The organism is Marinovum sp. J2-8, assembly GCF_055808435.1.
Genome location: NZ_JBVVRZ010000001.1, coordinates 793,174 through 818,705, shown reverse-complemented (window position 1 = coordinate 818,705; position 25,532 = coordinate 793,174). Strand labels below are relative to the sequence as shown.

The window sequence follows — 25,532 nt, the reverse complement described above, 5'->3', positions numbered from 1 at the left end:
GTTGCATCAACCGCGCCAGTATCCGCTGTGCCGGTATCTGCTGTGCCATCACCGCCCTCGGGGCCAACGGCATTGTCCAGTTGACTGGTGCGATCACGGCGGACTTTAATTTCTTAGCCTTGGGTTTCATAGTCATAGAGCTGTTTCGCTTCCTCCAAGGTTTCAAACATATGCAACTGGCCATTCAACAGAACACCGGCCTTACGAGCGAATTTTTCCAGCACCTGCGGTTGGTGCGATACGATAATGATGGTCGTGGTACGCAGCCGCTCTGCGAGGATCGTCGCGGCCTTCTTGTTGAAATCGGCGTCGGTGGAATTGGGCATGCCTTCGTCAATCAAATACATGTCAAAATCCAACGCCAACATCAGCGAAAAAGTAAACCGCGCCTTCATACCGGACGAATAGGTGCCCAACGGCTGATCGAAATATTCCCCCAATCCACAAAGCCAACGACAATAAGCTTCCACATAATCAGGGTCGAGACCATAAAGCCGGGCGATATAACGCGCATTTTCATGCGCCGAATGCTTGCCGACAACCCCGCCCATGAACCCCAACGGGAACGACACCCGGCATGTGCGTCTGATTTCACCTTCATCGGGTTTTTCCAGACCTGCCATCATCTTGATCAGGGTCGTTTTGCCGGTGCCATTGGGGGCCAGGATCCCCAGCGATTCGCCAAGCTCGACGCGAAACGACGCACGATCAAGGATCACCTTGCGCTGTTTGCCTGTCCAGAAGGACTTACTTACTTGATCGAATTCCAGCATGTGTTCTGGCCTCGGGGTCTGTTCACCTCTTGTAGCCGAGGTTGGTTAACCCTGTGTTATGCAGCAAATTTGGTCATATTATGACGGGAAATTGCAATAAATTCCATCACATCCGCGATACCCGGCTTTTGACAGCGGATTTTATTGAATAAATTTAAATACCCAAATAAAAAGCCGACGCTTTTGCGCCGGCTTTTTATTAACTTTTAATTCAAATTCAGATGTCTTGCTTTTGCACCCGCAACAGTTTGCCCGCGACAATTGACACCACTGCCGCCGCGAAACTGAACAATGCGCCCATTTTGGCAGCATCCTGAACCGGGCCCGCATCAAAGGCCACCGAAGCGACAAACAACGACACGGTAAACCCGATGGCTGCGACAAAGCCAATCACCACCAGATCAATAATGCGCATTCCCTCCGGGATACCCAGTTTGAGCGGTTTGGCCGCAAACCAGCCGAACAAGAAGATCCCGATGGGTTTGCCAATCAACAGCCCGGCAAGAACCAACCAGGTGGCCGGACCCATCGACGAAAACTCAACCCCGGCATTCAACAATCCAAAGAAGAACAGGATGATCTCGACCGGATGTTTCAAAGCATGTTCGATCATGTTCAACAAATCGGTCAGATATTGTTCCGCTTCAGAGAAGATGCCAAAGGCCCGATCCGCATGGGGAATGGTTGGCACGATGGGCAAGAGCCCCAGCGCCGGGTGCAGACCCGACATCATGAAGCCATACCAGCTGAAGCAACCGGCCAGCAGATAAGGCCAGAAGGAAAAGATCCTGCGCATCTTGGTCGACACCGGGCGGTCCTGATTGCCCCGATCCAATTGGCGTGGCAGCCAGTTGGCCAGCACAAACACCCCAACCGCCGCCACAAGCGACAAGAGCAGCCATTCAGGGGCCAGCTCACCAGAGGGGTAGAAGATCGCCAGAATGATCAGCCCCGCCGCATCATCGGCAATGGCCAACAGCAACAGGAACCGCACCGCCGGATGCCCGGCACCAAACACCATGCGCCCCACCAGATAGCTAAAGGCGATGTCGGTGGCGGTGGGAATGGCCCAACCATTGGCGACCGCAGAATAGGTTTCCGACCCCAGCACCGCTGCAAGGCCAAGATAGACCGCAATCGGACCAAACATGCCGCCCGCAGTGGCGAACAATGGTGTGGCCGCTTTTTTGCCGCGCAGCGAGCCGTTTTTCAGAAATCACCGCTTCCCAGACTTCCTTGGCCGCGATGGCAAAGAAGAAGGCCATCAACAGGTCATTGACCAGATAATGCAATGTCAGCGTGCGATGCCCATCATGCAAATGCCCGATCGGCGCATGATCCCAGATCACGAATTCAACAAAATTATGGTACGTGTTCGCCCAATAATGCGCATCCCCCGCAACAGGCGCGAACCTGTCGAGGTTGGCCCAGATCAGCGCGGTCACCGCCCCCATGATCAAAAGCAGCGAATAATTGGTCAGAAAATTCCAGACGCGATACATATCTCTCCCGGCCCCTATCCCTTGTGATTGTGGGCTGAACTATCGCAAATACCCATCGCCCGCAACGAAAGGTGCACCAAGCGCTGCAAAATTGCGCTCTGAACCGGGCGCCAAGATATTTTGTTCATCAACCCGATGTCGGCCTGCATATGGATTTCCAGGAAAAACCGCCGCACGCCATCATGACATCCCTTGCCGCTGGCGGGCCGGCCCGGCAAATTGGCAAAATGAGCGATGTGTTGACCGAAATCTCTGCCTGTCGGCTGTGTGCCGATAAATTCGCCGCCACCGCCACGGCGCACCAGCCGCGCCCGGTGTTCCAATATGGGCCACAGGCACGCATTCTGATTGCGGGTCAGGCCCCCGGCGCGCGGGTGCATGAAAGCGGCCTGCCCTTTACCGATCCGTCCGGCGACCGGCTGCGGGATTGGATGGGGCTGGGGCAGGAGGATTTCTATGACACAAGCAAGGTTGCGATCCTGCCAATGGCGTTCTGTTTTCCGGGCTATACCGACAAAGGCGCGGATTTACCGCCGCCACCGATCTGTGCCCGCAGCTGGCGCGCGCGATTGTTGGCGGATCTGCCGGAATTCCCGCTGACATTGCTGGTCGGCGGCTATGCCCAGAAGTGGCATTTGAAGACCAAGGCACCGGTCACCGAAACTGTGGCGCGCTGGCGCGACAACGCCCCGCAGGTCTTTGCCTTGCCTTATCCGTCCTGGCGCAATACCGGTTGGCTGAAGAAACATCCCTGGTTCGACGCCGCGCTGTTGCCAGCGTTGCGGGCCCGGGTGCAGGAGGTTCTGAGATGAGCGAAGCCGAAGCGCCGAAAACGGGTCTGGATCTGGCCCATGCGGCGATGGATGCCGCCCCCGACGACGAAACCGCCCGGCTGAGGTTTTACGAACGTCTGGCCGACAGCGAAATGTTCCTGTTGCTGACGTCCGAGGCCGATGGCGATCAGGTGGAACCAGAGATTTTCGACGTTGCGGATGCGCGGTTTGTTCTGGTCTTTGACCGCGAGGACCGGCTGGCGCAGTTCACCGGGCGGATCTCGCCCTATGTTGCGTTGTCGGGCCGGGCCATCACCGCCATGTTGACCGGTCAGGGCATCGGTTTGGCAGTCAACCCCGAGGTTGCGCCATCGTCTATTCTGATCCCGCCAGAGGCCGTGGATTGGCTGGCCCAGACCCTGGCCGGAGGACCAACCGAGGCCGAGGCCCGGCCGGAAGAAATCTTGCCGCCTGTGGGTTTGCCGGAGGTCCTGTTGGGGGCGCTGGATGCCAAATTGGCGACGGCCATGGGATTGGCGCGTTTTGCCTATCTGGCTGCTGTCAAATACGAGGGTGGTACGCAGAGCCATTTGCTGGGTTTCATCGACGCCATGCCCGGCGCAGAACCCGCGTTGGCCAGCGCAGTGAACGAGGCGCTGACCTTTTCCGGGATCGAAGCCGGGGCGCTGGACGTGGCATTTTTTGCCGCCTCTGACCCGTTGGCAGCGGCGCTGGCCCGTCATGGGCTTCGGTTTGATTTGCCGCAACCCGTCGAACCACCCCAACGCCCGGCACCAGGAAGTGACCCCGACAGCCCTCCGATCCTGCGGTAATTGGTTCGGATTGACGGGCTGTGGTCGATGGCATCGTCGCGCCGGGGCGCGCCGACAGGCTGGGGGCCAGCCCCCAGACCCCCGGGATATTTCTGGTCAGATGAAAGACCCAGAGAGAAGTCGATGGAACCGCGCGAAACAATGCCAAAATGGCGTCATCGTCGCAGCTGGTTCAGTCGACGTGACATCGCAGGCATTGACGCCTATAAGGCGCGGGAAATTCAAGCCCCCCAAGGATAACAGACATGACCATTCAGGTTTTTGGCCACAAATCCCCCGACACCGATTCCACCGGCGCGCCACTGACGTGGGCCTGGTATCTAACCGAGATCAAAGGCACCCCGGCCGAAGCAAAATTGCTGGGCGAGCCGAACACCGAGGCGGCCTTCGTTTTGGAGCGCTGGAACCTTGCCAAGCCGGAAATCATTTCCGACGTGGCAGCAGACACCCCGGTGGTGATTGTCGACACCAACAACCCGGCAGAATTGCCTGCGTCGATCAATGACGCCGACATTCAGGCGATCATCGACCATCACAAGCTGGTTGGTGGCCTGGAAACCAAGGGCCCGATCGACATCACCATCCGCCCGCTGGCCTGCACCGCCACCATCATGTACGATCTGATCGGCGACGACATTGCCAAAGCGCCAGAGGCGATCCGCGGCGCGATGCTGTCCTGTATCCTGTCCGACACGCTGGAATTCCGGTCGCCGACCACCACCGATCACGACAAGGCCGTGGCGGAAAAGCTGGCCGCCGATCTGGGCATCGACATTCCTGAATATGCCGCCGAAATGTTTGCTGCGAAATCGGATGTTTCGTCTTTTTCCGATGCTGAGTTGCTGCGGATGGATTCCAAGGAATATGCCGTTGAAGGCACCAAATTCCGTGTCTCCGTTCTTGAAACCACATCGCCCAAGACCGTTCTGGACCGCAAGGACAGCCTGATGGCATCGATGACCGATGTGGCGAAAGAAGATGGCGTCGATCAGGTGCTTTTGTTTGTGGTCGACATCCTGAACGAAGAATCGACCCTGCTGGTGCCAAATGATCTGGTGAAAACAGTGGCATCGAAAAGCTTTGGCGCAGAGGCAACAAGCGACCTGCTTGTCCTGCCCGGCGTGGTGAGCCGCAAGAAACAGATCATTCCGAACCTGAAACTCTGAGTGATCCACATATCTGACGAAATTGCCCCGGTGCGAGAGATTGCTCCGGGGTTTTTCATGCCTTTGGCAACCTGTTCGCGACGCGGCCCGCAAGGGGCAAGGCGCCTCTGGCCAACCGCGCATTAGACGCCTAGACATACGCATGACCCGACCGCACGTGATATTCCATCTTGGCCAGGACAAGACCGGTTCAACCGCGATACAGCGCGCCTTGTTGCGCTGTGACGCGGACTTGCAGGCGGCGGGGGTCCTGTTTCCCGATCCAGGCAAACACGCCAATCACCAGATCCTGATGCCGATGCTCAGCGGGCGATTGCCGGATGATCCGGTGCAGATGCAGACACTTGCCCGCAGCCCAGAGGCCGCTTGGGCGGCGGCAAAGTCCAGTTGGCACAGGGTCACAACCGCCCTGGCCGGGGGCACGGTCCAGAGGGTGATCATCAGCAGCGAAATCGAATTTCGCGCCTGGTCGCCCGAGGACATCGCACATGTGACGCAAACGCTGCGCCAGATTTCCGACAGGATCGAAATCGTCGCCTATTTGCGGTCACCGGCATCTTATTTGATGTCTGTGGTTCAGCAGGACCTGAAAAAACGGCCCAACTTTCGCCCGATCTCGGCCAGTCGGTATCGCGACGCATTAGAGCCTTTTCTAAACTCCGGACTGGGGGAAATGCGCGTCCTGGCCTTTGACCGCAAGACATTGATTGGCGGCGATGTGGTGATGGACTTCTGCACCCGTTTTGTCCCCGAGGTAGCAGCAGATCACATTACCGCCCAGGCGGAACACGACAATGAAACCCTGAGCGCCGAAGCGGTTTCGCTGTTGCAAGGATATTTCCGCAAGGAGGTCCATGCGCCACATCGCTGGTATGATGCGCGCCCGCAGCGTTTCAAAAGATTGGTGATGGCTGCGGATGCCGCTGTTGCCGGCTATTGCAAGCCGCAGTTGAAACCCGGCCTGGCGGAAATGGCTTGCGCACGTGCCAACGACCTCGATTGGCTGGCCGAGACCTTTGGCGTGGATTTTCGCGGTGACACCGGCGGCATATCAAAATCCGACGCCGAGGCACGTTTCAACAGCCTGCGTGACATCGAAGACATCACATGCGTCGATGGCGATCGGCGCGCGGCCATGTTGGCGGAAATGCAACGGACGGCGCAGCAGGATCAATCCCCAAGAGCGCGGTTACAGCGCCTGTTTGGCCGCAAATAGCCGCTTAGCGGCACACCGGCCCTGTGCCCCAGCGGGCGCTGTCAAAATGGAAATGATCCCGATGAAACCCATCGGATCCCGGCCCCAGAACCGTGCCGAACGGGCCACAGGCGGCACGGCGTGCCTTTGCCAGCACCCGGCCCTTTTTGCCTTTGCCATAGTCGCGCAGCACGTTCAGCGTGTCACCGTTGACCAGCCGCACTTCGGAAATATCAATTGCCTTGGCCTTGCCATGTTCGCTGATCGGGGCGCCGGGTTGGTTGTTGCGGGTGCGGCAGGAATAATGCGCCGCGACACGCAACCCGGCAACGCCGCCCCCCATGCGGCCCACCGCCTTGCGCAGCCCGCCATCAACCCAGTTTTGCAATGCTGCAACCGTACCGCAGGTCAGAACGGCGCCCTGGCTGAGCGTCACCCCCGATACCGCCCGCACCCGCACAGCATTCTGTGCGCCACATCCGACAATCTGGCCGGGCAAATGGCCGATCTCTTCGCCCTCGACCCCGGGCAATCCACAGAGCATGCCACGGCGGCGATCGCGCTGACCGGCCATCGCATCATGCAACAAGGCATCCGGTTGGAATTCAGGGCGTATTTTCGGTCGCAAGGTCCGCTGCGGCGACTTGGAGGAAAGCGCCAGAAAACTGTCTTGGCCCGCAGAGGGGCCGTTTGTCGGCATCGGATCACCACGCGACGCGAGGCTGGTGTCAGGCACCTCAGCAGCGGCCGCCACCGCAAAGAACAGGGCCAGCACAGCCGACATTTTCCGCATCACCAGACCCAAATCAACCCCATACGACCTTAGTCCTCGTGTTGTTTCGCACGCCCGAAATCTGGCGCATCCGTGTCTTGCCCGGCTTCGATGATACCACGGCGAATGGCCCTGGTGCGGGTGAAATAGTCAAATAATTCTTCGCCATCCCCAGTGCGAATTGCGCGCTGCAGGGCAAAAAGCTCTTCTGTGAACCGGCCCAGCATTTCAAGCGTGGCTTGTTTGTTGGTCAGGAAAACATCACGCCACATGGTCGGGTCAGAGGCCGCAATCCGGGTAAAGTCACGAAAACCGGCAGCCGAAAATTTGATCACCTCTTTTTCAGAGACCCGGCTAAGGTCATCCGCCACACCCACCATGGTATAGGCAATCAAGTGCGGAATATGGCTGACGACCGCACAAACCAGATCGTGGTGCTCGACTTCCATCCGTTCGCAATGCGCCCCCAGCGCCTGCCAGTAGTCTTCGACCTTTTCCACCGCCGCCGGGTCCGCGCCTTCGGGCGGCACGATCAACACCCAACGATTGTCATACAACGTCGCAAATCCGGCCTCTGGGCCTGAATGTTCGGTGCCCGCCATCGGGTGGGTGGGCACAAAATGCACGCCCTGCGGGATATGTGGAGCCACGACATCGACCACCGCACCTTTGACGGAACCGACATCAATCACCGTGGCACCGGGCTTCAGATGTGGTGCGATCTTTTGCATCACCGGGCCCATTGCCCCCACCGGCACCGCCAGCACAACAAGGTCAGCATCCACAACCGTGTCTTCCGCGCTGTCACAGATGATATCGCAAAGCCCAATCCGCCGAGCGGTGCCGCGGGTGGCCTCAGAGCGCGCAAATCCGCTGATTTCGCCCGCCACATTGCCACGGCGCATCGCATGCGCCATCGACCCGGCAATCAGCCCCAACCCGATCAGCGCGACCTTCTGATAGATCTGCGTCATTGCCCAGCCTCCCGCCACTGGCGCAATGCATCGATCACCCGCCCGGTTTGCCCCTCGTCCCCGACGGTGATGCGCAACCCTTCTGGAAACCCGTAACCTGCGACGCGCCGGACCAAAATGCCCTCGGCCTGAAGCGCAGCATCCGCCGCCGCCGCCGCGTCCTCATCCGCGAAACGCGCCAGCACAAAATTTGTCTGGCTGTCATCACAAGCGATGCCCAATTGACGCAACGCCCCGGACAAACGCCCCCGTTGATCCCGGTTCAACGCCGCACAATCCTCGACCCATTTCTGATCGCGCACCGCAGCGGTCGCAGCCGCCATTTGCAGATCAGACAGATTGAACGGCTGTCGCAGCCGCCGAAGCACGTCGATGATCGCACGCGGGCCATAGCCCCAGCCAATGCGCAGACCGCCGAGGCCATAAATCTTTGAAAAGGTACGGGTCATCAATATGTTGGGTCGTTCACGGGCCAGTGCAGCGCCACCGTCATACCCCCCGGCATATTCGGCGTAAGCCGCATCAATCACCAGGATCACATGTGCCGGAAGACCATCGGCCAGCCGCAACAGCTCCTCATCACTCAACATCGTGCCGGTCGGATTTCCCGGATTGGTCAACAACACGATGCGCGTGCGATCCGTAACAGCGTTCAGGATATTGTCGACATCCACCACCCTGTCCGCTTCGGCAACACAAACGGGCGTCGCCCCCGCCATATGGGTCAGAACCGGATACATCGAAAACCCGTGTTCGGTAAAAATGATTTCATCGCCGGGGCCGGAAAACGCCTGGGTCACAAACTGAAGAACCTCGTCCGACCCAACCCCGCAAAGGATACGTTCCGCGTCCAGCCCATGCACTGCCCCAATCGCCTCGCGCAGCTCCGCGTGATCGGTCGAAGGATACACATGAACCGCCGCCGCAGCCGCCACAATCGCCGCCTGCGCCGAAGGCGGCACGCCCAGCGGGTTTTCATTCGACGACAGTTTCAAAACGTCATCCCGCCCGGCAATACGCGACTTGCCGCCCTCATAAAGCGCAATTTCCATGATACCGGGCTGTGGTGTGAATAACGTCATTTGCGGCTCCTTTGCCGGAACGTCTTAATGCGCCCCGCCCGGCGGGGGAAGGGCCGGTTTGATGCCGCAAAACAGACAAGGGGGCCAGCCCCCTCGGCTTTCAGCCTCACCCCCGGGATATTTTTGAACAGAAGAAGCCCGAAACGCGCCCATGCCCTTCTTCTGTTTGAAAATATCCCGGGGAGTCGCCACAGGCGACGGGGGCTGGCCCCCGTTTTGTCGGCGCGCGAAGGCGCGGCGACATCTGCGCAACAGATGGGCCTATGTGGCCAGGACGTTGCGAAACTGCCAGGGGTCGCTTTCGTCAATATCTTCGGGGAAATGTTCCCAGCGATCCTGTAGCGGCGTCCAATCCGTGTAATGTGCCTCAACCGGGCCAAGGTAGGGCCGCTGCACCTCCAGGCACCGGGCATGGTCCAACTTCATCCGTCTCGACGATACCGGCATCGGGGTTTTCCAAGGCCCAGACCATTCCCGCGAGCACCGCGGATGTCACCTGGAGGCCCGTGGCGTTCTGATAGGGCGCCAGATCGCGGGTTTCTTCGTTCGACAGACGCGATCCAAACCAAAGCGCATTTTTCTCGTGGCCGTAAAGCAGCACGCCGAGTTCGTCGATGCCTTCGACGATCTCGTCTTCGGTCAGGATATGGTGCACTTGCTGCTGCTTGCCAGCGCCGAACATCTCGTGCAGCGACAGCACCGCGTCATCACTGGGGTGATAGGCATAGTGACAGGTTGGACGGTATTCCGGGTCATGTCCCGCGCCCACTGTGTAGTAGTCGCTGATCGACACCGCTTCGTTATGGGTCACGAGAAAGCCGAATTGTGGTCCCGGCGTTGGGCACCATGTGTGCACGCGGGTGATGGCGCCCGGGCGTTCCAGCCAGATCGCGGATTTACAGCCTTTGTCCTGGCGGTGTGCGTTCTCGGGGAACCAGGTTTCATGCGTGCCCCAGCCAAGTTCGGCGGGTTGAAACCCTTCGGAAATGAAGCCTTCGACCGACCAGGTGTTGACGAAGACGTTGCGCGGGCGGGGCGTGCGCCGTGCCTGGGTGTCGCGTTCGGCGATATGCACGCCTTTGACGCCAAGCGATTGCATCAAACGGGCCCAACTGTCGCGGTCCTGCGGTGTTTCAACTTCGCGGCCTGTATCCTTGGCCAGCGTCAACAGCGCCTCTTTCACGAACCAGCTGACCATGCCGGGGTTGGCCCCACAGCAGGACACCGCCGTTGTGCCACCGGGATTGGCGGCCTTTTCATCGCGCACCTTCTGACGCAGGGCGTAATTGGTGCGGTCGGCGTTATTTTCGGTGTCGAAATAGAACCCGGCCCATGGTTCCACCACGGTATCGATGTACAACACCCCGATTTCACGACAGAATTTCATGATATCCAGAGACGAGGTATCGACGCTGAGGTTGACACAGAAACCGCGGCCTTCGGGAAACAACCCGCTCAGCACCTCGCGGTAGTTTTCCGGGGTCAGCGCGGTGTCGATATAATTCAGCTTGTGCTGGCGCAAGAAATTGTGCTGCGCCTTGTCAGGTTCCACCACCACAAATTGATCCGCATCATATTCGAAATGCCGTTCGATCAATGGCCAGGTGCCTTTGCCGATCGAGCCAAAGCCGATCATCACGATGGGGCCGTCGATGCGGCCATAAATGGGATAATCTTGCGACATTGGGCTCTCCGATTGATGGGGTCGAGGGGGGAAAACACAAAAGGCCGCGCAAGCAGCGCGGCCTTTCGGAACATGTCGGGCAGAAAGTCTTAGTTCTGCGCGTAATATTCGATGACGAGGTTCGGTTCCATCACCACGGCATATGGCACATCGCCAAGACCGGGGGTGCGGGTGAACGTCGCGGTCAGTTTGGAGTGATCGGCGTCGATGTAATCAGGCACATCACGCTCGGACAATTGGGTCGCTTCGAGGATCGCGGCCATCTGCTTGGACTTGTCACGCACCTCAATCACGTCACCCTCTTTCACACGGTAGGAGGGGATGTTGACGCGCTTGCCGTTCACGGTCACGTGGCCGTGGTTCACGAACTGACGTGCGGCAAAGATGGTCGCCACGAATTTGGCGCGATAGACGACCGCGTCCAAACGGCGCTCCAGCAGACCAATCAGGTTCTCACCGGTGTCGCCCTTGACCCGCTCAGCTTCTTTGTAGATGCGGCGGAATTGCTTTTCGGTCAGGTCGCCGTAGTAGCCTTTCAGCTTCTGCTTGGCACGCAGCTGCAGACCAAAGTCCGACAGCTTGCCCTTGCGGCGCTGACCGTGCTGGCCGGGGCCGTATTCACGGCGGTTCACCGGGGATTTCGGACGGCCCCAGATGTTTTCGCCCATACGACGGTCAATTTTGTACTTGGCAGACGTGCGTTTTGTCACGGCTGATCTCCCTTATTTTAGGCTCAACAACCTATCCGAAAACCGGTTCCCACGTTTCGGGTCATTGGCGCGGGCGCCTGTTGACCGTTCTTGTGAGCGCCAGCCTTGGTCAGGCCGCTGCGATAAAGGGCGTTGTCCTCTAAGCCAAGGGTCTTGCCCCGGGCCTCGACAGGCATTCCCTTGCGGGAGCCACCAACACCAACGAAGTGGCGCATATACGACCGGCTTTGGGCGCTGTCAACACGAAGGATCAGGATTCTGCCGCGATGCCAGTGTGGCACATGCGTCGTGGCGCGGACAATCCACCAGGTGATCATTCACCAGACCGCAGGCTTCCATAAAAGCGTACACAATTGTCGGGCCGCAGAACCGGAACCCGGCTTTTTTGAGATCCCGCGACACCCGGGTCGAAAGCGGCGTCGAAGGTGGCACATCGGCCTGTGATACATATCTATTTTGCAGCGGCGCACCATCGACATATCGCCACAGGAAACTGTCAAATCCTTCGTTCAACTCACAATAGGCACGGGCATTGCCAATGGTTGCTTCGATCTTGCCCCGGTGACGCACAATCCCCGGATTGACCAGCAATCGGGTCACATCCGCCTCTCCCCAACTGGCAATCACCTCTGGGTCGAACCCGGCAAAGGCCTCGCGAAAGGCGTCGCGCTTTTTCAGGATGGTGATCCAGCTTAACCCGGCCTGAAATCCATCAAGGATCAACTTTTCCCACAGTGCACGCGCGTCCCATTCCGGCACGCCCCATTCGGTGTCGTGATAGTCCAGATATATCGGCGCGGTCCCGACCCAATCACAGCGCTTGCCATCCATCGTCAGCCCGCCTTTCTATTTCACGAATTCCGCCAGATTTTAAACACATGTTTAGACCTTGTCGCGCACATTTGCCCCGGTCCGCAACGGAGGGTTGAAAGATGGCGCAAAGGCCGCCGCAGAATAAGGCGCAAAAGAAAAACGTTCTCGCCGAAGCTTTGATGCTGCGCGATCAGAATGTTCTCGACATGGTAGAAGCGGCTGTAAAGCACAAACAGGTCATGTTGGCCTTTCAACCGGTGGTTCAGGCCCGCCGCCCGGACCGTATGGCATTTTACGAGGGGTTGATCCGCGTTCTGGACGAAACCGGGCGGGTGATCCCCGCACGGGAATTCATTTCCGCCATCGAGGAAACCGAAATTGGCCGGATGATTGATTGTCTGGCATTGGAAAAGGGGTTGCTGGAACTGTCGCGCACCCCGTCCCTGCGGCTGGCGATCAATATGTCGGCGCGGTCGATCGGATATCGCCGCTGGATGCGCACGCTGGATCACGGGCTGCGTGCCGATCCCACGGTGGGCGAGCGGCTTATTCTGGAAATCACCGAAAGCTCGGCGATGATGGTGCCGGAAATCGTGATTGGCTTCATGTCGGACCTGCAGAAAAAGGGAATCGCCTTTGCCCTGGATGATTTTGGCGCCGGGTTCACCGCATTGCGGCACTTCAAACAATTTCAGTTCGACATTCTGAAGATCGACGGCCAGTTCATCCGCAATATTCATGCCGATCCCGACAATCAGGTCCTGGCAAAGGCCATCCTGTCCATTGCCCAGCAATTCGACATGTTCACCGTGGCCGAAAACGTCGAAAAGGCAGAGGATGTCGAGGTCCTGACCAGTATGGGCGTGGATTGTCTTCAGGGGTATTTCTTTGGCGCCCCCACTGTGACCCCCCCCTGGCGGGAGGAACGCCAGCAAAAGGCCAGCGCCTGATGATCTGCGGCATTTACAGGCTTAGGTGTTGCAGGGGGCTGTTTCCTCACAATCCTGAGCATCCGCCTGTTGCCGCAAATCAGCCTTTACGTTATGGAATTTATCCGAGCGGCGGGGGATGTCAGGGCTCTTTTCATATGGCCTGATATGATCCTGCGCCAAAACTGGTGAAGGAAGAAACCATGACCAATGTCGTTATCGCCTCGGCTGCGCGGACCCCTGTTGGGTCCTTTCTCGGCTCTTTTGCGAATACCCCCGCGCATGATCTTGGCGCAACTATGTTACAAGCATTGGTTGAACGTGCCGGTATCGACAAAGCCGATGTCAGTGAAACGATTCTGGGTCAGGTTCTGACAGCGGGCCAGGGCCAAAACCCCGCACGCCAGGCACATATCAATGCCGGCCTGCCAATCGATCGGCGGCCTGGAGCATCAACCAGGTTTGTGGTTCGGGACTGCGCGCCATTGCGCTGGCCGCCCAGCACATTCAGCTTGGCGATGCTGCAATTGTTGCCGCTGGCGGACAGGAAAACATGTCGATGTCCCCCCATGTCGCAAATTTGCGTCAGGGCCAGAAAATGGGCGACATGCAGTATATCGATTCCATGATTCGCGATGGTCTCTGGGATGCTTTCAAAGGCTACCACATGGGCCAAACTGCTGAAAACGTTGCTGAAAAATGGCAGATCAGCCGTGAGCAGCAGGATGAATTCGCCGTTGCGTCGCAAAACAAGGCCGAAGCGGCACAGAAGGCGGGCAAATTCGCCGACGAAATCGTGCCCTTCACCGTCAAGACCCGCAAAGGCGACATTGTGGTCGAAAATGACGAATACATCCGTCACGGTGCCACTATCGAAGCCATGCAGAAACTGCGCCCGGCCTTTACCCGCGATGGTTCGGTCACAGCGGCCAATGCCTCCGGTCTCAACGACGGTGCCGCCGGCGCCCTGTTGATGAGCGCGGACGAAGCCGAAAAACGCGGTATCGAACCACTGGCGCGCATCGCCTCTTATGCCACTGCCGGTCTGGACCCGTCGATCATGGGTGTCGGCCCGATCTATGCCTCGCGCAAAGCTTTGGACAAAGCCGGCTGGTCGGTTGACGATCTTGATCTGGTCGAAGCCAACGAAGCCTTTGCCGCTCAGGCCTGTGCCGTGAACAAGGACATGGGCTGGGATCCGGCCATCGTCAACGTCAACGGCGGCGCAATCGCGATCGGCCACCCGATCGGGGCCTCCGGGGCGCGGGTTTTGAACACCCTGCTGTTTGAAATGCAGCGGCGCGGCGCGAAAAAAGGTCTGGCCACGCTGTGCATCGGCGGCGGCATGGGCGTGGCGCTCTGTGTGGAGCGGCCATAAGCGTCGGCAAAAGCCATACCAGGGGCGCATAATTGCGCCCCTTTTTTGAACATTTTGGCGGCCAGCGACAGAATTTGACGAATGGCCCGCAATTAAGCGCAATAAAGTTGCGCAATCACGATCAAACCGGTAACAGGATTACCGAATACATTGCTAGACTGGAGGAAGATCATGGCAAGAGTTGCACTCGTCACTGGGGGATCGCGCGGCATTGGCGCATCAATTTCAAAGGCGTTGAAGGCCGAGGGCTACGAAGTTGCCGCCACCTATGCCGGCAATGATGAGGCCGCTGCGGCCTTTACTGCGGAAACTGGCATCAAGACCTACAAATGGAACGTCGCCAGCTATGAAGACAGCAAGGCCGGCATCGCCCAGGTCGAATCCGACATTGGTCCGATCGACACCGTGGTCGCCAACGCCGGTATCACCCGCGATGCACCGTTCCACAAAATGACGCCGGAGCAATGGCAACAGGTGATCGACACCAACCTGACCGGGGTGTTCAACACCGTTCACCCGATCTGGCCCGGCATGCGCGAGCGTAAATTTGGCCGCGTGATCGTGATTTCTTCGATCAATGGTCAAAAGGGTCAATTCGCCCAGGTCAATTATGCCGCAACCAAAGCTGGCGACATCGGCATTGTCCGGTCTCTGGCCCAGGAAGGCGCCCGCGCCGGCATCACCGCCAACGCCATCTGCCCCGGCTATATCGCCACCGAAATGGTCATGGCGGTGCCAGAAAAAGTGCGCGAAGCGATTATCGGCCAGATCCCGGCCGGTCGTCTGGGCGAGCCCGAAGAAATTGCCCGCTGCGTGGCTTTCCTTGCCTCCGAAGATTCGGGCTTCATCAACGGCTCGACCATTTCCGCCAATGGCGCGCAATTCTTTGGCTAACGCCGCAGGGTGCTGATGCTTCGGCCGCGGCACGACGAGACAATCAAGGGCTGGCCATCTTGGCTGGCCCTTTTTTTACGGCATTTTTTACTGATTTTTCTTGCTGGGCTTTCCGCGACTGGAAACCGCGTCGCGTGAACCTGCGGTCCAGGTGGCCTACCGCATCACTGGGTCAAGGCCGCAAAAAGGGGCGGAAAACCGCCCCAGGATTGATATTCTATGATAGGGCGCGACGTCGAAAGATCCGAATTGAAACATCCGTTTCGCCAAATCGCGCCGAGGACCCAAAATTGGCGGCACGTCATCCCGCGCCGCCGGGACAGAAGGGCTAGACCGTTTCTTCCGAGAGTCGCACAATCTCTTCTTTCAGTCGCATCTTCTGTTTTTTCAGGTCCGCGATATGCAGGTCATCCGTGCCCGGTGCGCGCTGCACCTGTTCCACTTGTTCCGAAAGTACTTGGTGTTTCTTCTTCAGTTCCTGCAGGTGCGAACTCAGGCTCATGAGGCTCTCCTTTTGGTACATGTGCAAATGCAGTGCACCACACTTTTACAATTCTGTCACGCTGCAAGCGCGAAAAACGGTAAATCCCCGCTTACGGCCCTGAGCCTGAGCCGCCAAAGGGTAAAGCCGCCCCATTTCGCAGCACATCCGAGATCAGTTCACAGTAATCATCGCCATCCCGGATATGTGCGGCGCCCTGATGCAAAACCAGCGGCGCATGAAGGCGAAAGGCCGCGCGCCCGGACTTCCGCCCCCGCAACAGCACAAGCCGCGCGGCACGCCCCGCACGCGGCGCAAGCGGCAGCACTTCCAACGAACCAAGCCGCCCCTCGCAGGCGCTTATCAGATCCGGCAGACGTTCGGCCCGCTGAATGAATGTCGCGCAACCACCGGGCGCCAGACGTTTTGCCGCCACTTCGACCCATCGCAACAGCGCCAGCCCCTCCCCCGTCCGGTCTCACGCCCGGTTTCCTGGGCAGGATCGCCGCCGCCGGTCGCAGGCCCGCGCAGAAAAAATGGTGGATTGGCAATGACATGGTCGAAAGATCGCCCCTTGATCGGCGCCGGAAGGTCATCCAGATCCGCACAGGTCACCGCGATCGCAACCTGATTGCGCGCCGCGTTTTCCCGCGCCAAAGCGGCATATTCCGGCTGTAGCTCCACCGCCGTCAACGACAGATCCGGCACGCGCGCCGCCAGACACAGCAGCGCCGTGCCGACCCCACAGCCAAGTTCCAGCACCGATTGCCCGGCTTTTGCCGGAACCGACGCCGCCAGCAGAACAGGGTCGATTCCCGCACGATAGCCGGAACGGGGTTGCAGAATTTGCAGCCGACCGCCCAAAAAGGCATTGTCGCTGGTTTTATCCATCCAGCCGAATGTCGTGTTCATGCATCAACACCCGGGCCCGCGCCAATGCGTCGCGCCGCACCATAAGCCGCCGGGGCAGGATGCCGATTGACCCTTCCAGCACGCTCATATTTACGTCTAATTCAAACCATTCTATACCCTCGTCCTGCAACAGGGCGGTGGCATAGGCGATGACGGTGATATCGTTGGTACGCAGCAGCTCTTCCATGCTGGGGATGTAAGGCCAAGGTGACGGTAAAGTCGAGCCTTGTGACAGGAGTGTGATGAGCTTGGACAACGCGATGCAAAAACCCCATGAACGGATGGCCGAAGCGCTGGCCGAGGATCTGGCGGCTGTTGGCGATCTGATCCGTCTGCGGATGGCGTCAAAACATGCGCCGCGCATCCCGGAAGTGACCGCGCATCTGGTCGATGCAGGCGGCAAGCGGCTGCGCCCGATGCTGACCTTGGCCTGCGCCCGGATGTGCGGCTATGACGGCGAGGATCATGTGAAGCTGGCCGCAACGGTGGAATTCATTCACACCGCGACGCTGCTGCATGATGACGTGGTCGACGAAAGCGCCCAACGACGGGGCCGGCCGACCGCCAACCTTCTGTGGGACAATAAATCCAGCGTCCTGGTTGGCGATTATTTGTTCGCACGGGCATTTCAAATGATGGTGGAACCCGGCAATCTGCGCGTACTCGACATCCTGTCCAACGCTGCGGCAACGATTGCCGAGGGCGAGGTCCTGCAACTGTCTGCGGCCCAGAAATCTGCAACTGACGAAGACCTGTATCTTCAGGTGATCCGCGGCAAGACGGCGGCGCTGTTTTCAGCCGCGACCGAGGTTGGCGGCGTCATCGCCGGGCGGCCCGAAGAAGAAGTGCAGGCGCTGTTTGACTATGGCGATGCGCTGGGGATCGCATTTCAGATGGTAGATGACCTGTTGGATTACTGGGGATCAGAGGCGACGGGCAAGAACATCGGCGACGATTTCCGCGAACGCAAGCTGACCCTGCCGGTGATCAAGGCGGTGGCCTGTGCCGACGCAGAGGAACGGGCCTTCTGGAAGCGCACAATCGAAAAGGGCCAGCAAGGCGAAGGCGATCTGGAGCAGGCTTTGGCGCTGCTGAACAAACATGGCACGCTGGACGCGGCCCGGCAGGATGCTCTGGCCTGGGCAGACAAGGCGCGCACGGCCTTGACCCGCCTGCCGGATCACCCGATCCGCGGCATGCTGGACGATTTGGCAAATTATGTGGTGGCACGGGTGACCTGAGGCCGCGGGCCAGTTCAGTCAGCGGAATTGGCAGGCGTGTTCCCGAACCCTTTGGCGCGTCACGCCAGTTTCGTCGCGGCCACCCACCAGCCGGGGTGTAATGCTGCCAGCCGCTGTGCCGCGGTCTCGGCCTCTGCCCGTGTTTCGAACGCCCCGAAACAGGTTGCGCCAGACCCGGACATCCGCGCCAATCCCGCGCCGACATCACGCAATGCCGCCAGAACCTCGCCAATCACTGGCTGCAAGGCCTGCGCAGGTGGTTGCAAGTCGTTGCGCTGTTGTTTCAACCACGGCAGATCCATGGTCGCGAGGTCTGGCTCCATCGGCGGGTTGTCTCTGGTTGTCAGACGGCGAAAGATCTCTGGCGTCGATACCGCAACGCGCGGGTTAACCAACACCGCCTGCACCGCATCGCAGCGGACAGGTTGAACAATTTCGCCAATGCCGGACATCCGCGCCGCCCGCGCCAAAAGACACACCGGCACATCCGCGCCCAGCGCCAAGGGATCGCCGTGGAAAGCCCGACCAAACAGCCGCTCCATCGCACGCAACACCGCTGCCGCGTCGGATGATCCACCGCCGATTCCGGCGGCAGCGGGCAGGTGTTTTTCCAACTCGATTGCGACCGGTTCGCCAAAGGCCTCTGCCGCGCGCCAACAAAGATTGCCCGAATTCTCTGGCACACCCGTTGCCATCGGCCCGGTCACCCGCAACGACATTTCAGCGGCCGGGGCAACACGTACCACATCGCCCACCTCTGCGAACATCACCAGCGAATCCAACAGGTGATAGCCATCCGACCGCCGCCCCGTGACATGCAGGGTCAGATTGATCTTGGCCGGGGCAAAAACCTTAGTCTGCGCCATTCTCCACCACCCGCAGGGGCGGCGCGCCCTCTTCCGTCAGGACGGCATCAAGGCCGACGTCCAGCTTGCGGCGAATACGCTCTGGATCGGCCTCGTTGTTTGGATCTTCCAGATCCACAAAGCTCAGCGCGCGATGCCATTGGAACCGCGCCTCAAGCGCGCGACCCACGGCCCAATACACATCCCCCAAATGGTCATTGACCACGGGATCAACCGGCATCAGCTCTGCCGCGCGTTCCATATGCATCACCGCTTCGTCGTAGCGCCCCAGCCGGTACAGCACCCAGCCCAGACTATCGACGATATAGCCGGAATTGGGCCGCGCATCGACGGCGCGTTCGATCATTTCCAGCGCTTCGTCCAGTTTCTGGCGTTGTTCCACCAACGAATACCCAAGGTAATTCAACACCTGCGGCTGATCCGGGCTCAGCTCCAGCGCCTTGCGGAAATCGGCCTCGGCAGCGGACCATTGATCCAGCCGCTCATTGGTGATGCCACGGGCAAAGAACACGAACCACTGGGCCTTTTCCGGGGTGTCATACAGCGCCACGGCGCGATCATATGCGGTCACGGCAGAGGCATAATCCCCCTCCCCCCGGTAAAGATCGCCCAGCGACACATGCACAATTGGCAATTCGCCATGGGTTTCGGCCAGAGTCTCAAGCGCGGCAATCGCCGCACCGATCTGTCCCGAAGCGCGATGGGCATCCGCCTGCCCCAGAACCGAGGCATGATATGCTGGGTCGTCTGCGGGCACCATGGCATAGGTTTCGACCGCCAGTTCGTAACGCTGCATATCTTCCAGCAACTGCGCCGCCAACAGGATCGAATCAACGTGATCGGGGCGCAAATATTGCGCGATTCGTGCGTAAAGCAGGGTGTAATCATCGCCCGCCTCGCCATCCAGCGCGCCGGCAATGGTGTAAAACACCTCTGCCATACCATCGCGCGGGCCAGCCACAGTGGTGAAGGGCACAACCGTATCCGAAGCAAGCATGTCGCGCAGCGCGCGCAGGCCGGGATCAAGCCGCGCGTTGAAGCTGCTGTCCAGCAACGCCGCCGCCTCCTGGTTCATGCCAAGCTGGCTCATGACCTGCACGCGTGCGACGATGCCGCGCCGGGTCATCAGGGCCGCGCCGCCGCCGTCAGCGGTCATCAGACCATAGGCCCCTTCGAAATCACCGACCGAGGCCAATGCAAGCGCCTTGTGATAAAGCGCAAATCCCTTCAGGCCTTTTTGCCCGGACACCCGGTCGAATTCGACCAGGGCCGAGGTCATGTCACCATCACCCAGTTTCGCCCAGGCCACCAACAGCCCGTCGATCAGCGGCCCAATGCCGCGATCCGCATCCACCATCGCAACAATATCGCCATAACGGCCTTCTTTTGCGTGGCCCCCGATCAGCGCCATATGCGCAAGCTGCGATCTCTGGCCTATCTGTTCGAGTTTCAGCGCCAGATCACGCGCGCGTCCGATCTCACCCAGCGAGAGGCGTGATGCGGCGGCGGCCTCGATCAAACCGGGATTTTCGCCATCGTGTTGCAATGCAAGTTCGTAATACTTCGCCGCTGCCCGGAAATCGGTATGATACCCCGCCTGCCGCGCCGCCAAATATGATCCGGACAAAGTGGCCGCCGAAGCCGAAACACCACCCGCCAGGGCAAGTCCCACTGCGATAATCCATGAAATTCTAGATTTGGGCACACGCCACTCCCTTGCTGCTCAGGAACGAAGCCTAGTGCTGTGATGATGAACAGGCAATGCAAACACGCCTATTCCCCCCAGATTGGCGGTTTCACGTTATCGTCACCGCCGAATTATCGGCAAAATCGCCTCAAAGCCGGATTGCAGAGATCAAGCGGCCATAATCGGCCTCGCCCGCATGCACCGACCGGCGATAGGAATAGAACCGATCCGGGTCGTGATAGGTGCAATGATTGATCCATGCGGCCTGTCCCACGCCCGCGCGACGCAACCGCGACAGACCAAAGGACGGCAGGTCAAACATATACCGATCCCCGTTGCCCTGCGCAAAGAACCGGGTGTTGTCAGGATCGTCGGCAATGAAATCTTCGATGAATTCGGGCCCAACCTCATAGGCGCGCTGCGAGATGGACGGGCCAATGACGGCGCAGGTCTTGGCACGGTTTGCGCCCAGCGCCGTCATCGCGTCAAGCGTCGCCTCCAGCACGCCATCAATGGCGCCACGCCATCCCGCATGGGCGGCCCCGATCACCCCGGCGTCGGCATCGGCAAACAGCACCGGCTGGCAATCGGCGCTCAGCACCGCGAGGGCAATGCCCGGTTGATCCGTGACCAGGGCATCGGCCTTGGGCGGCGCGCCACTGATCGGCGCGGTCACCGTGATCGCTGTTGCAGAATGCACCTGATGCAGCGTGTTCAACTCTGATGGATCAACCTGCAACGCCGCGGCCACACGCGACCGGTTGATCGCCACGATTTCCGATTGATCTGACGACCCCAACCCACAGTTCAGCCCGCGAAATATCCCCGAAGACGCGCCCCCCCCGACGGGTAAAAAACCCGTGCTGCAAAGGTCCCAAAAGGTCCGACGTCAGAATTTCGAGGGTCATATGTCCAATCCGGGTATCGGCGGGGCCCCATCCTGCATCAGCCCCAGCACTTTGAAGAGCGTCCCCATTTCTTCGGGATGCGTCAACCGCCGATGTGAGGCAATGTGGGTTTCCAGATCGGCCCCGGCCAGATGATGCGCCAATTGTTGTGCACGTTGGGTGATCCCCAACCGTTCCAGAAACACACCCTGGGTGGTCAGCCGACTGTGGGCACAACGGACAGCGCCTGCAATCGCCTCGAAATCGACATGCGCCGTCAGATCGGCCTGACCGGGCCGGTCGAGCAGATCAACACGCGCGTGTTTTTCCAGCGCCTGCACCGTATCCCCCAACGAGCGCCAATCACCGTAATCGACAATCAATGCCGCGCCGCCATGATCGGCAATGCGCTGGCCGATGGCGGACATCACCCCCGGCAGCGCCGGCGCAATTTCCACGATGTCCCCGTCGCGGGTATCCTCAAGCCGATGCGCCAGGGCGGGCACCGGGGCCGCCCCGGCCAAACCGAGGATCAAATCATCGCCTTTTGCCCCGACACGTCGCTCGCACCAGCCTGTACCGCTGCGCTGAAACTGACGCACTGGCAGGGCATCGAAAAACTCATTCGCCACCAGCCAGAGCGGGGCCTCCGGCAGATCTTCGGCGTAATCAGCCCAAGTGACCTCATACCCCGACAGCGCCTCTTTCTGGCGCGCGCGCAGGGTGGGTGAGGCTTCGACCAGAACAACCTCTGCCGCATCCAGAAACCCCGGCACCCGGCGCACAGCCCGCAGAATATCAGACATCAGCGTCCCGCGCCCCGGCCCCAGTTCGGCCAGCGTGAAACGCCCAGGAGCGCCCTGGTCCATCCAGCTTTGCGCCAGGGACAGGCCGATCAATTCGCCAAACATCTGGCTGATTTCCGGCGCAGTGGTGAAATCCCCCGCCGCCCCCAGCGGATCACGCGCCGTATAAACCCCATATTCGGGATGCAGCAGGCAGGTGCCCATGTAATCGGCCAGCGAAATTGGCCCCTCGGCGGCAATCCGTTCCAGCAGAATATGTTTTAACGCCGTCATGCCGGATCGGGTGTCCCGGGCCGTTTGCGCAGCACCAGCCACAGGCCGATCACGATCATCGGCAAAGACAGCATTTGCCCCATGGTCAGGCCATATCCGTTAAGATGCCAGGCCAGCCCCAGCGGGTTTCCCGGCCCTTGAAACTGGGCATCCGGTTGACGAAAGAATTCGACGAAAAACCGCGCCGCGCCATATCCGGCAAAGAACATTGCCGCAATCCGCCCCGGTGTTTTCAACCAGCCGCGCAGGAAGGCCAGCCACAACAGCACCCCGCCAAGGATCAGCCCCTCCAGCCCGGCTTCATAAAGCTGGCTGGGGTGGCGGGCACAAAGCTGGCCTGCGGGTTGGCCACAGGATTGCGCCAGTTCCCCGGGAACGCCACGCCCCAGGGCATTTCTGTCGCCCGGCCCCACAGCTCTGCGTTGACGAAATTTGCCAACCGCCCGAACAACAGCCCCGGCGGGGTGGCCAGCGCCATCACATCCGCCAGCGGAAGTTTGGCCACGCCATTGCGCGCGCTCCAGATCCAGGCCGCCAGCACAACCCCCAGCAACCCGCCATGAAACGCCATACCACCCTGCCAGATCATCAGGATCTCGATCGGATGCGTCAGATAATATCCGGGTTGATAGAACAGAACGAATCCCATCCGCCCGCCCAGAATCACCCCCAGGATCACCCAGGTCAGCAGATCCTCGATTTGATCGGGGCGCATAGGCGCGGTGTTGTCGGCCCAAAGCTGCGGCCGTTTGACCGCGCGCAGGGCAATCCACCAGGCCAGCAAAATTCCGGCGATATAGGCCAGCGCATACCAGCGCAGCGCAAAGGTCATGCCGAACAAGGTGAATGAAATCAGCTCTGGCGATAGCGGGGGAAAGGGGATCATAGCCTGCATAAGCGCTCTGTGCCTCTGGTTTTCGACAAGGTCAACCTTGGCTCTGCCCTTGTCGCTTCACATTTCGATTGCCATATAGAGAGCGAATGTAACGGAGTGACCCCATGCAAAGCCGAAACAAGGTATTCGACGATATTTCGCAGTTGATGACCAATGCCATGGGCGTGGCCCAAGGTGCCAAAACCGAAGCCGAAACCGCGATGAAGGGCATGATGGACCGCTGGTTGGCGGACCGTGATTTCGTCACGCGGGACGAGTTCGATGCGGTGCGTGCCATGGCACAAAAAGCCCGCGAAGAGAACGAGGCTTTGAAGGCGCGCATTTCCGCGCTGGAAGCCAAAAACGACTGATACCGCTATCATTGCGCCGGTTAATTGACCCAAGGTCAAAATCGGCGCAATTGGTGCGCGCATTTCCCTGAGATGCCCGCAAAATATTGAAAAGCTGCGTCTTTTCACGCCTTCCCCCAATCGTCAAAGCACTTGCAAACCCCCGCTGCCCCGCCCGGCGCGCGGGCTTTCGACCTGTGTTTGAGGTACGAACCTCAAAAATATCTGGACCTGAGGGGCGTACCTCAAATACGCTGGGTGTACACCGCGATTCGCCTGTAAATGATCGTGGGAACATTTAATCAGGGAGGATTGGATGACTTATTCGAAACTGGCGACGGTCAGCGCACTTGCCCTTGCGGTCACTGGCGCGGCCACAACGTCTCAGGCCGAAGACCTTACACTTTGTTGGGCCGCCTGGGATCCGGCGAACGCGCTTGTAGAACTTTCCAAAGAGTTCGAAACCGAATCCGGCCACACAATGAATTTTGAATTTGTGCCCTGGCCAAATTTCGCAGACCGGATGCTGAACGAACTGAACTCCGGCGGCAAATTATGTGATCTGCTGATCGGCGACAGCCAATGGATCGGCGGCGGGGCCGAAAACGGTCATTACGTCAAATTGAACGACTTTTTCGCGGATGAAGGCATTTCGATGGACGATTTCGCGCCCGCGACCGTCTATGCCTATTCCACTTGGCCCAAGGGGACCGAAAACTATTATGCCCTGCCCGCGATGGGCGATGCCAATGCATGGTTCTATCGCAAGGATTGGTTCGCCCGCGAAGACATTCGCGCCGCGTTCCTTGAGGCGACGGGCCGCGAATTGGCGGAACCCAAGAACCAGCTCGAGCTGCTGGAAATCGCCCAGTTTTTCCAGGGCCGCGAAATCGACGGCAAAACCGTTTACGGTGCTGCGATCTTTACCGAACGTGGCTCTGAAGGCATCACCATGGGCGTGACCGGCGCGCTCTATACCTGGGGGTTCAAATATGAAAACACCCCCGGTTCTTATGACATGCCGGGTGCTGTAAACTCACCCGAAGCGGTAGAGGCGCTTGAATTCTATAAGGAATTCTACGAAACCGCGACACCGCCGGGCTATACCAATTCCTACATGGGCGAGAGCCTCGACGCCTTTAAATCCGGTCAGGTGGCCATGGCGATGAACTGGTTCGCCTTCTTCCCCGGCCTTTATGCCGATCCCAACACCGGCGGCGACAAGATCGACTTTTTCGTCAACCCGCCGCAAAACGTCCCGGCCTCGACATTGGGCGGTCAGGGTATTTCGGTGATCAGCTATTCTGACAAACAGGATGCGGCGCTGGAATATGTCAAATGGTTCGCCCAGCCCACGGTTCAGGCAAAATGGTGGGAATTGGGCGGCTATTCCGCGCATAATTCCGTGCTGAACGATCCGGGCTTTGCCGACAGCCAGCCCTTTGCCGGTGACTTCCTTGAGGCGATGGCGAATGTTCAGGACTTCTGGCAGGAACCGACCTATGCCGAGCTGCTGCTGGCGATGCAAAAACGCGTCCACGATTACGTGGTGGCCGATCAGGGCACGGCGCAGGAAGCATTGGACAAGCTGATCGAAGATTGGACCGAAACCTTCGAAGACGAAGGCAAGCTCTGACCTTTTGACATTGCCGGGGCGCGCCCATCGTGCCCCGGCTC

Annotated in this window: 20 protein-coding genes and 6 pseudogenes; 10 read left to right on the top strand and 16 right to left on the bottom strand. The window is 59.3% G+C overall.

Going from position 1 to position 25,532, the window contains the following annotated elements; translation table 11 throughout:
- Nucleotides 1–113: 113 nt before the first annotated feature.
- Together AC0L4F_RS04075 and AC0L4F_RS04070 are read right to left on the bottom strand one after the other, a co-directional pair.
- Entirely contained in the window at nucleotides 114–773 is a 660-nt protein-coding gene (locus tag AC0L4F_RS04075) for an ABC transporter ATP-binding protein (protein ID WP_244685647.1), read from the bottom strand.
- A gap of 217 nt (nucleotides 774–990) precedes the next feature.
- Nucleotides 991–2,275: pseudogene (locus tag AC0L4F_RS04070) on the bottom strand (Na+/H+ antiporter NhaA).
- Nucleotides 2,276–2,502: 227 nt separating this feature from the next.
- On the opposite strand from AC0L4F_RS04070, the gene AC0L4F_RS04065 reads away from it, so the two are divergent.
- From AC0L4F_RS04065 to AC0L4F_RS04050, 4 genes are all read left to right on the top strand, one after another.
- Complete coding sequence (locus AC0L4F_RS04065) at nucleotides 2,503–3,087, top strand: uracil-DNA glycosylase family protein (RefSeq protein WP_244685645.1); 585 nt, start codon at nucleotides 2,503–2,505, stop codon at nucleotides 3,085–3,087.
- Nucleotides 3,084–3,881, top strand: a complete 798-nt coding sequence (locus AC0L4F_RS04060; protein WP_244685642.1) for an SseB family protein — start codon at nucleotides 3,084–3,086, stop codon at nucleotides 3,879–3,881. The genes AC0L4F_RS04065 and AC0L4F_RS04060 overlap by 4 nt, the downstream gene beginning before the upstream one ends.
- A gap of 245 nt (nucleotides 3,882–4,126) precedes the next feature.
- Nucleotides 4,127–5,047 (top strand): manganese-dependent inorganic pyrophosphatase, encoded by a 921-nt coding sequence (locus AC0L4F_RS04055; protein WP_244685640.1) that lies wholly within the window; start codon nucleotides 4,127–4,129, stop codon nucleotides 5,045–5,047.
- Between the two features lie 142 nt (nucleotides 5,048–5,189).
- Nucleotides 5,190–6,263, top strand: coding sequence for a hypothetical protein (locus AC0L4F_RS04050; RefSeq protein ID WP_244685638.1), 1,074 nt, complete (start codon nucleotides 5,190–5,192; stop codon nucleotides 6,261–6,263).
- 4 nt (nucleotides 6,264–6,267) lie between these two features.
- On the opposite strand, the gene AC0L4F_RS04045 is transcribed toward AC0L4F_RS04050, so the two are convergent.
- The 6 genes and pseudogenes from AC0L4F_RS04045 to AC0L4F_RS04020 all read right to left on the bottom strand — a co-directional run bounded on the left by AC0L4F_RS04045 (nucleotide 6,268) and on the right by AC0L4F_RS04020 (nucleotide 12,295).
- Complete coding sequence (locus AC0L4F_RS04045) at nucleotides 6,268–7,035, bottom strand: extensin-like domain-containing protein (protein ID WP_244685636.1); 768 nt, start codon at nucleotides 7,033–7,035, stop codon at nucleotides 6,268–6,270.
- Nucleotides 7,036–7,064: 29 nt separating this feature from the next.
- Nucleotides 7,065–7,988 carry a prephenate/arogenate dehydrogenase family protein gene (locus tag AC0L4F_RS04040; protein ID WP_244685634.1) on the bottom strand — a complete coding sequence of 308 codons (924 nt, stop codon included), beginning with the start codon at nucleotides 7,986–7,988 and terminating at the stop codon, nucleotides 7,065–7,067.
- Complete coding sequence (hisC, locus tag AC0L4F_RS04035; RefSeq protein WP_244685632.1) at nucleotides 7,985–9,070, bottom strand: histidinol-phosphate transaminase; 1,086 nt, start codon at nucleotides 9,068–9,070, stop codon at nucleotides 7,985–7,987. Before hisC ends, AC0L4F_RS04040 begins: the two co-directional genes overlap by 4 nt.
- A 261-nt stretch (nucleotides 9,071–9,331) precedes the next feature.
- Nucleotides 9,332–10,754, bottom strand: a pseudogene (locus tag AC0L4F_RS04030) (homospermidine synthase).
- Nucleotides 10,755–10,843: 89 nt separating this feature from the next.
- Nucleotides 10,844–11,464 carry a 30S ribosomal protein S4 gene (gene rpsD / locus AC0L4F_RS04025; RefSeq protein ID WP_244685630.1) on the bottom strand — a complete coding sequence of 207 codons (621 nt, stop codon included), beginning with the start codon at nucleotides 11,462–11,464 and terminating at the stop codon, nucleotides 10,844–10,846.
- Nucleotides 11,465–11,701: 237 nt separating this feature from the next.
- Nucleotides 11,702–12,295, bottom strand: coding sequence for a DNA-3-methyladenine glycosylase I (locus AC0L4F_RS04020; protein ID WP_244685627.1), 594 nt, complete (start codon nucleotides 12,293–12,295; stop codon nucleotides 11,702–11,704).
- Between the two features lie 101 nt (nucleotides 12,296–12,396).
- Here AC0L4F_RS04020 and AC0L4F_RS04015 point away from each other — a divergent pair, with 101 nt between their 5' ends.
- The 3 genes and pseudogenes from AC0L4F_RS04015 (at nucleotide 12,397) to phbB (ending at nucleotide 15,478) form a co-directional block, all read left to right on the top strand.
- Nucleotides 12,397–13,227 (top strand): EAL domain-containing protein, encoded by an 831-nt coding sequence (locus tag AC0L4F_RS04015; protein ID WP_244685625.1) that lies wholly within the window; start codon nucleotides 12,397–12,399, stop codon nucleotides 13,225–13,227.
- A 182-nt stretch (nucleotides 13,228–13,409) separates the two neighbouring features.
- A pseudogene (locus AC0L4F_RS04010) lies at nucleotides 13,410–14,584 on the top strand (acetyl-CoA C-acetyltransferase).
- A gap of 171 nt (nucleotides 14,585–14,755) precedes the next feature.
- Nucleotides 14,756–15,478 carry an acetoacetyl-CoA reductase gene (gene phbB / locus AC0L4F_RS04005; protein WP_244685623.1) on the top strand — a complete coding sequence of 241 codons (723 nt, stop codon included), beginning with the start codon at nucleotides 14,756–14,758 and terminating at the stop codon, nucleotides 15,476–15,478.
- A gap of 328 nt (nucleotides 15,479–15,806) precedes the next feature.
- Here the strand turns inward: phbB and AC0L4F_RS04000 are convergent, their stop codons facing one another.
- The 3 genes and pseudogenes from AC0L4F_RS04000 to AC0L4F_RS03990 all read right to left on the bottom strand — a co-directional run bounded on the left by AC0L4F_RS04000 (nucleotide 15,807) and on the right by AC0L4F_RS03990 (nucleotide 17,058).
- Nucleotides 15,807–15,980: a YdcH family protein gene (locus tag AC0L4F_RS04000; RefSeq protein WP_244685621.1), complete on the bottom strand. Its 174-nt coding sequence runs from the start codon at nucleotides 15,978–15,980 to the stop codon at nucleotides 15,807–15,809.
- A gap of 91 nt (nucleotides 15,981–16,071) precedes the next feature.
- A pseudogene (locus AC0L4F_RS03995) lies at nucleotides 16,072–16,850 on the bottom strand (tRNA1(Val) (adenine(37)-N6)-methyltransferase).
- A complete protein-coding gene (locus tag AC0L4F_RS03990) occupies nucleotides 16,843–17,058 on the bottom strand; it encodes a putative signal transducing protein (protein WP_244685618.1) in 216 nt (71 codons plus the stop codon). Before AC0L4F_RS03990 ends, AC0L4F_RS03995 begins: the two are co-directional and overlap by 8 nt.
- 55 nt (nucleotides 17,059–17,113) lie before the next feature.
- Here AC0L4F_RS03990 and AC0L4F_RS03985 point away from each other — a divergent pair, with 55 nt between their 5' ends.
- Entirely contained in the window at nucleotides 17,114–18,112 is a 999-nt protein-coding gene (locus AC0L4F_RS03985) for a polyprenyl synthetase family protein (protein WP_244685616.1), read from the top strand.
- 59 nt (nucleotides 18,113–18,171) lie between these two features.
- On the opposite strand, the gene AC0L4F_RS03980 is transcribed toward AC0L4F_RS03985, so the two are convergent.
- The 5 genes and pseudogenes from AC0L4F_RS03980 to lgt form a co-directional block, all read right to left on the bottom strand.
- Complete coding sequence (locus AC0L4F_RS03980; protein ID WP_244685614.1) at nucleotides 18,172–18,978, bottom strand: 4-(cytidine 5'-diphospho)-2-C-methyl-D-erythritol kinase; 807 nt, start codon at nucleotides 18,976–18,978, stop codon at nucleotides 18,172–18,174.
- A complete protein-coding gene (locus tag AC0L4F_RS03975) occupies nucleotides 18,965–20,650 on the bottom strand; it encodes a tetratricopeptide repeat protein (RefSeq protein ID WP_244685612.1) in 1,686 nt (561 codons plus the stop codon). The genes AC0L4F_RS03980 and AC0L4F_RS03975 overlap by 14 nt, the downstream gene beginning before the upstream one ends.
- Nucleotides 20,651–20,813: 163 nt before the next feature.
- Nucleotides 20,814–21,573, bottom strand: a pseudogene (pgeF, locus tag AC0L4F_RS03970) (peptidoglycan editing factor PgeF).
- Nucleotides 21,570–22,631 (bottom strand): class I SAM-dependent methyltransferase, encoded by a 1,062-nt coding sequence (locus tag AC0L4F_RS03965; RefSeq protein ID WP_244685610.1) that lies wholly within the window; start codon nucleotides 22,629–22,631, stop codon nucleotides 21,570–21,572. Before AC0L4F_RS03965 ends, pgeF begins: the two are co-directional and overlap by 4 nt.
- Nucleotides 22,628–23,526, bottom strand: a pseudogene (lgt, locus tag AC0L4F_RS03960) (prolipoprotein diacylglyceryl transferase). The gene AC0L4F_RS03965 and the pseudogene lgt overlap by 4 nt, the downstream one beginning before the upstream one ends.
- 104 nt (nucleotides 23,527–23,630) lie before the next feature.
- On the opposite strand from lgt, the gene AC0L4F_RS03955 reads away from it, so the two are divergent.
- On the top strand, nucleotides 23,631–23,876 hold the full coding sequence (locus AC0L4F_RS03955) for an accessory factor UbiK family protein (protein ID WP_244685607.1): 246 nt from the start codon (nucleotides 23,631–23,633) through the stop codon (nucleotides 23,874–23,876).
- Between the two features lie 295 nt (nucleotides 23,877–24,171).
- A complete protein-coding gene (locus AC0L4F_RS03950; protein WP_244685605.1) occupies nucleotides 24,172–25,491 on the top strand; it encodes an ABC transporter substrate-binding protein in 1,320 nt (439 codons plus the stop codon).
- Nucleotides 25,492–25,532: the final 41 nt, after the last annotated feature.

Coding starts and splice junctions, on each gene's coding strand:
- AC0L4F_RS04075 (WP_244685647.1), bottom strand. CDS start 773: ATGCTGGAATTCGATCAAGTAAGTAAGTCCTTCTGGACAGGCAAACAG.
- AC0L4F_RS04065 (WP_244685645.1), top strand. CDS start 2,503: ATGAGCGATGTGTTGACCGAAATCTCTGCCTGTCGGCTGTGTGCCGAT.
- AC0L4F_RS04060 (WP_244685642.1), top strand. CDS start 3,084: ATGAGCGAAGCCGAAGCGCCGAAAACGGGTCTGGATCTGGCCCATGCG.
- AC0L4F_RS04055 (WP_244685640.1), top strand. CDS start 4,127: ATGACCATTCAGGTTTTTGGCCACAAATCCCCCGACACCGATTCCACC.
- AC0L4F_RS04050 (WP_244685638.1), top strand. CDS start 5,190: ATGACCCGACCGCACGTGATATTCCATCTTGGCCAGGACAAGACCGGT.
- AC0L4F_RS04045 (WP_244685636.1), bottom strand. CDS start 7,035: ATGCGGAAAATGTCGGCTGTGCTGGCCCTGTTCTTTGCGGTGGCGGCC.
- AC0L4F_RS04040 (WP_244685634.1), bottom strand. CDS start 7,988: ATGACGCAGATCTATCAGAAGGTCGCGCTGATCGGGTTGGGGCTGATT.
- hisC (WP_244685632.1), bottom strand. CDS start 9,070: ATGACGTTATTCACACCACAGCCCGGTATCATGGAAATTGCGCTTTAT.
- AC0L4F_RS04020 (WP_244685627.1), bottom strand. CDS start 12,295: ATGGATGGCAAGCGCTGTGATTGGGTCGGGACCGCGCCGATATATCTG.
- AC0L4F_RS04015 (WP_244685625.1), top strand. CDS start 12,397: ATGGCGCAAAGGCCGCCGCAGAATAAGGCGCAAAAGAAAAACGTTCTC.
- phbB (WP_244685623.1), top strand. CDS start 14,756: ATGGCAAGAGTTGCACTCGTCACTGGGGGATCGCGCGGCATTGGCGCA.
- AC0L4F_RS04000 (WP_244685621.1), bottom strand. CDS start 15,980: ATGAGCCTGAGTTCGCACCTGCAGGAACTGAAGAAGAAACACCAAGTA.
- AC0L4F_RS03990 (WP_244685618.1), bottom strand. CDS start 17,058: ATGGAAGAGCTGCTGCGTACCAACGATATCACCGTCATCGCCTATGCC.
- AC0L4F_RS03985 (WP_244685616.1), top strand. CDS start 17,114: ATGAGCTTGGACAACGCGATGCAAAAACCCCATGAACGGATGGCCGAA.
- AC0L4F_RS03980 (WP_244685614.1), bottom strand. CDS start 18,978: ATGGCGCAGACTAAGGTTTTTGCCCCGGCCAAGATCAATCTGACCCTG.
- AC0L4F_RS03965 (WP_244685610.1), bottom strand. CDS start 22,631: ATGACGGCGTTAAAACATATTCTGCTGGAACGGATTGCCGCCGAGGGG.
- AC0L4F_RS03955 (WP_244685607.1), top strand. CDS start 23,631: ATGCAAAGCCGAAACAAGGTATTCGACGATATTTCGCAGTTGATGACC.
- AC0L4F_RS03950 (WP_244685605.1), top strand. CDS start 24,172: ATGACTTATTCGAAACTGGCGACGGTCAGCGCACTTGCCCTTGCGGTC.